Source organism: Microbacterium sp. (assembly GCF_041909575.1).
Classification (GTDB): domain Bacteria; phylum Actinomycetota; class Actinomycetes; order Actinomycetales; family Microbacteriaceae; genus Microbacterium.
Genome location: NZ_JAYRDE010000138.1, coordinates 1 through 6,911, shown reverse-complemented (window position 1 = coordinate 6,911; position 6,911 = coordinate 1). Strand labels below are relative to the sequence as shown.

Here is a 6,911-nt window from a genome sequence, read left to right as displayed (position 1 = left end):
GAGCTGATCGCGGGTGTCCGCGGGCTCCGCGGCGGCGCCCGCCGTGAGATCGCGCCCGGCATCGCCGACGCGCGCCCCGCCGTCGACCCCGGGCCTCGCTCCGACAGCCGTGACGCGGTCGTCGTCGGGGCCGCGGGCCTGCTGCTCGGAGCGGCGCTGGCCCTCGTGCCCGCCGGGTACTCGCTTCAGTACACGATCGACGAGGCGCAGCAGACCCTCACACTCACCGGCATCACGATCGGCGTCGGTCTGTTCGGCGCGTACGCAGCGATCGTCGCCGTCTATCTCGGGATCGCCGGCTTCTCGCCGCGCAAGGACGCTCCGGTCACGGCCGAGGCCGCGGCATCCGTTCCCGCCGAACCGAAGGATCCCGCGTGAGCGACGACCGCCCCACCCGCCGCGACCTGATGAAGCCCGTGCAGCTGCTCGGGCTGGCTTTCGCGGCCGCGCTGTTCGCCGGCATCGTGACGCTCGTGTCGATGGGCTTCTTCCAGGCGGGCGGCGAGGGCAAGGCCCAGTCCGCGCTCGTGCTCGCGCTCATCATCGCCGGCGTCACGTTCATCGCCGTGCTGCTGCTCGTTTCGCTCCTGCTCCTGGCCGTCGACCCCGCCCAGGTCGCCAAGCAGGTCGACAAGCCCGTGCTGCTCCCCGACGAGCAGGACGGGACGGATGCCTCGTCCTCGGACGATCCGAAGGCCTGACCTGCGTCGAGCCGCCCCGAACCGTCGTCAGCCGAGCTCGTCGACGAGCTTCGAGGCGAGCCCGTCGTAGGTCGCGGGAGTGAGCGTGAGCAGTCGCTCCTTCGCGGCGTCGCCGATGTCGAGGCCCCGCACGAATTCGGCGAGCTCGGCGGCGCCGACGCGGCGCCCGCGGGTGAGGTCCTTCAGCAGCGCGTAGGGATCGCTGATCTGCGAGCGTCCCGCCGCGATCTCGGCGCGCACCACCGTCTGGATCGCCTCGGCGAGCACCTCCCAGTTCGCGTCGAGGTCGGCCAGCAGCACGTCCTCGGCGAGCGAGATCTCGCCGAGCCCGCGCTGCAGGTTGTCCAGCGCGAGCAGCGAGTGCCCGAAAGCGACGCCGATGTTGCGCTGCGTCGTCGAGTCGGTGAGGTCGCGCTGCAGACGGCTGGTCACGAGTGTCTGCGACAGGGTCGCGAGCAGGCCGCCCGCGATCTCCAGGTTCGCCTCGGCGTTCTCGAAGCGGATCGGATTGATCTTGTGCGGCATCGTCGACGAGCCCGTGGCGCCCGCGACGGGGATCTGGGTGAAGTACCCGATCGAGATGTAGGTCCACACGTCGGTCGCGAGATTGTGCAGGATGCCGCCGGCATGCCGGACGCGGTCGTAGAGCTCGACCTGCCAGTCGTGCGACTCGATCTGAGTGGTGAGCACGTTGAAGTCCAGCCCGAGCCCCTCGACGAACTCGCGGGAGAGTGCGGGCCAGTCGACGTCGGGCTCGGCCGCGAGGTGCGCCGACCACGTGCCGGTGGCGCCGGAGAACTTCGCGAGGTACTCGCCCGACTCGATCTGGTCGGCGACCCGGGAGAGCCGCCAGGCGAACACGCCGAGCTCCTTGCCCATGGTCGAGGGCGTGGCGGGCTGCCCGTGCGTGCGCGAGAGCATCGCGGCGTCGCGGTGCGCCACGGCGAGCTCGGTGATCGATGCGATGACCGAGCGCAGCTTCGGCAGCCACACGCGCTCGACCGCGCGGCGCACCGTGAGGGCGTAGGACGTGGAGTTGATGTCTTCGCTCGTGCAGGCGAAGTGGGTGAGCTCGGCGATCGCGTCGAGGCCGAGCCCGGAGAGCCGGTCGCGCACCAGGTACTCGACCGCCTTGACGTCGTGGCGGGTGACCGCCTCTTTGTCGGCGAGCCAGTCGATCTCGGCCTGACCGAACTCGAGGTAGAGGGCGCGCAGGCGGGCCTTGTGGTCATCGGATAGCGGTGAGGTGCCGAACAGCGAGCGGTCGGTGAGGGCGATGAGCCACTCGACCTCAACCTCGACGCGCGCACGGTTCAGGCCGGCCTCGGACAGGTAGTCGCCCAGGCCCGTGACGGCGGCGCGGTAGCGGCCGTCGAGCGGGCTCAGCGGCTGCCAGGGAAGTGCGGAGGAGTCAAGAGAGGTCACGGTGCTCCCGTCGGAACGCAAGGGCGAGCCCGGCGTCAGGTCGCCGGGCGGATCGCGGGTTCGAGCTGCCGGAAGAGCGCCCGGCTCGCACTCTCGATCATACCGAGCACCTCGTCGAACATTCCGGGCCCGGCATAGTACGGGTCGGGCACGTCCAGCGAGCGGGCGGCGGGGTCGAACGCGAGCAGCAGGGCGATCTTGTCGGCATCGGACTCCGACCGCGCCCATCCGCGCAGGATCCGCTCATGGCTGCGGTCGAGTGCCACCACCAGATCGGAGTGGGCGAAGTCGGCGTGCGTGAACTGCCGCGCGCGGTGCCGGGTGCCGTCGTAGCCCGCCCGCTCGAGGGCGTCGAGGGTGCGCTGGTCCGCGCGCTCGCCGACGTGCCAGTCGCCCGTGCCGGCGCTCGTCGAGGCGACGCGGCCACCGAGGCCCGCGGCATCCGCGAATCCACGGAAGACCACGTCTGCCATCGGCGAACGGCAGATGTTGCCGGTGCAGACGAACACGACGCGGAACGGGTCGCCGGTGCTCGCTGCCATGGGCTCCATTCTTGCGCGGCGTCCGTCCCGGTCAAGAACCGGACGGCTTCCCCGCCGCGGCAGCCCCCGTCACCGAACGTTAACGAACTCTCCTCCGTGGAGCCTTCCCCCGCGCGGGGCGCTCGCCTAGCCTGACCGGGGGCCTACCGGCCTCGCTCTCTGTCCGCGCGCACCACAGCCCGCGCGCCTCACCGTGGAGGTCTCCTTGTCCCCTCTCCCCCGTCGCCTGACTGCCGTCGTGGCAGGCGCGGCGCTCGCCCTCACAGGCGTGACCGCGTTCGCCGCACCGGCAGCAGCCGCCCCCGGCGATCTGCTGATCAGCGAGTACGTCGAAGGCTCCGGCAGCAACAAGGCCATCGAGGTCTACAACCCCACGGATGCACCCGTCGACCTCGCCGCGGCGAGCTACTCGCTCAAGGTGTACTCGAACGGCATGCCGAACGCGGGGCAGACCGTGGCGCTGACCGGCACGGTCGCTCCCGGTGAGGTGCATGTCGTCGTGCAGTCGCAGGCCGGCGCGGCCTTGCTCGCGACGGCGGACCAGGTCACGACGGCCTCGCTCTACAACGGCAACGACGCCGTGGCTCTCGTCAAGGCCGACACTGCCGTCGATGTGATCGGCCAGATCGGCGTCAACCCCGGCGACCCCGGCTGGGGCGCGGGAACCGCCAACGCCACGCTGAACCGCACCCTGCAGCGTGCCGCGGACGTGTGCGTGGGCGACACGGACGGCAGCGACGCCTTCGACCCGGCTGTGGGCTGGATCGGGTTCGCGCAGGACACCTTCACCGGTCTCGGCGCCCAGGTCGCAGAATGCGCCGACGTGCCGCCGCCCGCGGCGAAGGTCGTGATCAACGAGTTCTCGGCCGACACCGTCGGCACCGCTGACGTCGAGTACGTCGAGCTGCTCGCCGATCCGGCCACCACCGACCTGTCGGGGTACCGCGTGCTCGAGATCGAGGGCGACGTGAGCGGGACCGCGACCGGGACCGTCGACGAGGTCATCTCGTTCCCAGTGGCGGATGCCTCGGGCCGCAGCCTCGCCACGCTCGCCAACGGTGCGCTCGAGAACGGGACCGTGAGCCTGCTGCTCGTGACGGGGGCGGCTCCCGCCCTCGGCACCGACATCGACGCGAACGACGACGGCACCATCGACGACGGTCTTGGGTTCACCGTCGTCGACGCGGTCTCCGTCAGCGACGGCGGATCCGGCGACCGCACCTACGGCGGCGTCACGCTCGGGGTCGCCTACGACGGCCTCTCGTTCGACCCGGGCGGCGCCTCGCGCATCCCCGACGGCACTGACACCGGCACCGTGGCCGACTGGGTCCGCAACGACTTCGACCTCGCCGGCTACAACGGCGCGGCCGGAACCCCGGTCTTCAAGGAGGCCTTCAACACCCCGGGTGCCGCGAACGGTGCCGTGCCGCCGCCCCCGCCCATCGAGGCGGGCTGCGACCTCGACGTCGTCACCATCGGATCGGTGCAGGGACCGGGCGCGGCATCCCCCGTCGACGGCGAGAGCCTGCGGCTCGAGGGCGTCGTCGTCGGCGACTTCCCGGGGAGTGACGGGTTCGACGGCTTCTACATCCAGGATGCCGGCGACGGTGACGCCGCGACGTCGGACGGCATCTTCGTCTACTACCCCGGCGGACCCGCCGTCTCGGTCGGCGACCTCGTGAACGTCGCGGGCGAGGTGGAGGAGTTCAACGGTCTCACCGAGCTGTCGGCGGTCGATGCCGAGATCTGCGCGACCGGGCAGGCGCTGCCCGATCCGGTCGAGCTCACGCTGCCGGCGTCGGAGGCTCAGCGCGAGGCGCTCGAGGGCATGTACGTCACCCTTCCCCAGCAGCTGACAATCGGCGAGACGTTCGACTTCGCCCGCTACGGCACGATCAGCCTCACGGTCGGCCGCCAGTACCAGCTGACCGGGCTGTACGACGCCGGTTCGCCCGAGGCGGTCGCGCTCGCCGCGAAGAACGCGGCCGAGAGCATCGGGGTGGACGACGGCCGGAGCCGCCAGAACCCCGACCCGGCCATCCACCCCAACGGCGACGAGTTCACCCTCGCCAACACCTTCCGCAGCGGCGACCTGGTCACCGGAACGACGGGGGTGCTCGACTACCGGTTCGCCACCTGGGGCGTGCAGCCGACCGAGGGCGCCGACTTCGCCGAGGGAAACCCGCGCCCCGAGGCCCCGGAGGTGGGCGGCGCGCTGAAGGTGGCGAGCTTCAACGTGCTCAACTACTTCACGACCCTCACCGGACCCGACGCGCGCGGCGCCAACGACCCGGTGGAGTTCGAGCGGCAGGAGGCCAAGATCGTGACGGCGCTCGCCGAGATCGACGCCGACGTGTTCGGGCTCATCGAGATCGAGAACAACGGGACCGCGGTGGAGGTCCTCACCGAGGCGCTGAACGACCGCCTGGGCGCGGACGTCTACGACTACATCTACACGGGTGAGATCGGCACGGATGTGATCACGACCGCGCTCCTCTACAAGCCGGCGTCGGTGACGCCGGTCGGTGTCCATCAGCTGATGGAGCAGGCGAACGACGCGCGGTGGCTGGACGACTACAACCGTCCCGCGCTGACGCAGACGTTCGCCGATGAGGCCGGATCGAAATTCACCGTCGTCGTCAACCACCTGAAGTCGAAGGGCTCCGACTGCAGCGCGGTCGGCGACCTCGAGGACCCCGACGGCCAGGGCAACTGCAACGGTGTGCGCACGGACGCGGCGGCAGCGCTCGCCGACTGGCTCGCGACCGACCCGACCGGTCAGGACACCGTGGGCCGCGAGCTCATCCTCGGCGACCTGAACTCGTACGCGCAGGAGGACCCGATCCAGGTGCTGACGGCGGCGGGCTACACCGACCTGCACGCCGAGTTCCACGGCACCGAGGCGTACTCGTACGTGTTCGACGGGATGCTCGGCTACCTCGACTACGCGCTGTCGGGCACCGACCTGCTCGACGAGGTGACGGGGGCGTCCGCGTGGAACATCAATGCCGACGAGCCGAGCCTGATCGACTACGACATGTCGTTCAAGCAGCCTGCGCAGGACGCGCTGTACGCGCCGGACCCCTATCGGTCGAGCGACCACGATCCGGTGATCGTGGGCCTCGACCTCACGCCGCCGGACACGACGGCGCCGACCGTCCAGGCGGTGGCCGACCCGTCGTTCATCCTCGCGCCGAACAACAAGGTGCATCGGGTGACCGTCGACGTCGAGGCGGCCGACGACCGCGGGGATGTCACGGTGGAGCTCACCGACGTCTCGCACAACGGAAAGCCGCGGGCAAGCGTCACCGAGATCGACGACGTCACGTTCGATGTCGTGGCGACGAACGGTGCCATCTACACGTTCACCTACACGGCGACGGATGCCGCGGGCAACACCGCGACGGCGACCGCGACGGTGGTCGTCGGGATGAAGGGGCTGAAGGACCTCCTCTGAGTCCTGCCTGACACGGACGCCGTCTCCCTCCCGGGAGGCGGCGTCCGCGCGTGCGGCATCCGTGCCTCCTTCACAGGCGCCTCGGCGTCACCGACGTGCACAGATGGGTTGCCGGCATCCGCCGCGACGCCCGGGTGCGGCGAGCATGGTCCGATGACGTATCCATCTGCGGCCGCCGCCGCGTCGCAGCTCGACATCGTGACGCGCGAGCTCGCAGCGCTCAGCGCCCGACTGACCGATGCCGCGGCCGGCGCGCGCGGGCTCGCCGCCGCCACCGACTGGCGGGCCCGCGCCGCCGAGGCCTTCCACCGGCTCGCGGCGCAGTGGGCGGGCGAGGTCTCGGGGCTGGTGTGCCTCGCCGAGACGGCCCGAGAGAGTGCGGCCCGGGCCCGGGATGCCGCGCAGTGGCAGCGGGATGCCGGGCTCTGATGGGCTCCGACATCGAGATCATCGGCGGCGGCGCCGTCGCCGTCGACACGGTCACACTCCGCGAGACCGCGGGCCGCTTCCTCGCGGCAGCCTCCGATCTGGAGGAGATGCGCGATCGCCTGGGGTCCCTGCAGAACATGGTGCTGGTCGAGCGCTCGCACGCGTGGGAGGCGGTGAGCGCGGCATCCGCTCTCGGAACGCGCCTCGTCGCAACCATCGAGGGGGCACACGGCATCGCCGCCGCCCTGCGCGAGGCGGCGGCGATCTACGAGCTCGTCGAATTGAACGCCGAGCATCGCGCGGCGGTGCTCTCCGGCGACCGCGACACGGTTGCGAGGCTCGACGCGGCGCGCGGAG

At 71.1% G+C, this 6,911-nt stretch carries 5 protein-coding genes and 2 pseudogenes; 5 read left to right on the top strand and 2 right to left on the bottom strand.

All coding sequences use genetic code 11. The features are described from left to right. Nucleotides 1-378: pseudogene (locus ACE3O1_RS14175) on the top strand (acyl-CoA synthetase); the annotation flags it as partial. Beyond that, nucleotides 375-701: an amino acid transporter gene (locus ACE3O1_RS14170; protein WP_374316123.1), complete on the top strand. Its 327-nt coding sequence runs from the start codon at nucleotides 375-377 to the stop codon at nucleotides 699-701. The pseudogene ACE3O1_RS14175 and the gene ACE3O1_RS14170, both read left to right, overlap by 4 nt. 27 nt (nucleotides 702-728) lie before the next feature. Here the strand turns inward: ACE3O1_RS14170 and purB are convergent, their stop codons facing one another. Next, complete coding sequence (gene purB, locus ACE3O1_RS14165) at nucleotides 729-2,126, bottom strand: adenylosuccinate lyase (RefSeq protein WP_374316121.1); 1,398 nt, start codon at nucleotides 2,124-2,126, stop codon at nucleotides 729-731. A gap of 35 nt (nucleotides 2,127-2,161) precedes the next feature. Further along, the gene (locus ACE3O1_RS14160; protein WP_374316119.1) at nucleotides 2,162-2,668 is read right to left on the bottom strand and encodes a low molecular weight protein-tyrosine-phosphatase; all 507 of its coding nucleotides are present in this window, start codon (nucleotides 2,666-2,668) and stop codon (nucleotides 2,162-2,164) included. 238 nt (nucleotides 2,669-2,906) lie between these two features. On the opposite strand from ACE3O1_RS14160, the gene ACE3O1_RS14155 reads away from it, so the two are divergent. From ACE3O1_RS14155 to ACE3O1_RS14145, 3 genes and pseudogenes are all read left to right on the top strand, one after another. Next, nucleotides 2,907-6,125, top strand: coding sequence for an ExeM/NucH family extracellular endonuclease (locus tag ACE3O1_RS14155; RefSeq protein WP_374316117.1), 3,219 nt, complete (start codon nucleotides 2,907-2,909; stop codon nucleotides 6,123-6,125). 153 nt (nucleotides 6,126-6,278) lie between these two features. Then, nucleotides 6,279-6,554 (top strand): hypothetical protein, encoded by a 276-nt coding sequence (locus ACE3O1_RS14150; protein WP_374316115.1) that lies wholly within the window; start codon nucleotides 6,279-6,281, stop codon nucleotides 6,552-6,554. Continuing rightward, nucleotides 6,554-6,911 (top strand): annotated as a pseudogene (locus tag ACE3O1_RS14145) (hypothetical protein); the annotation flags it as partial. The gene ACE3O1_RS14150 and the pseudogene ACE3O1_RS14145, both read left to right, overlap by 1 nt.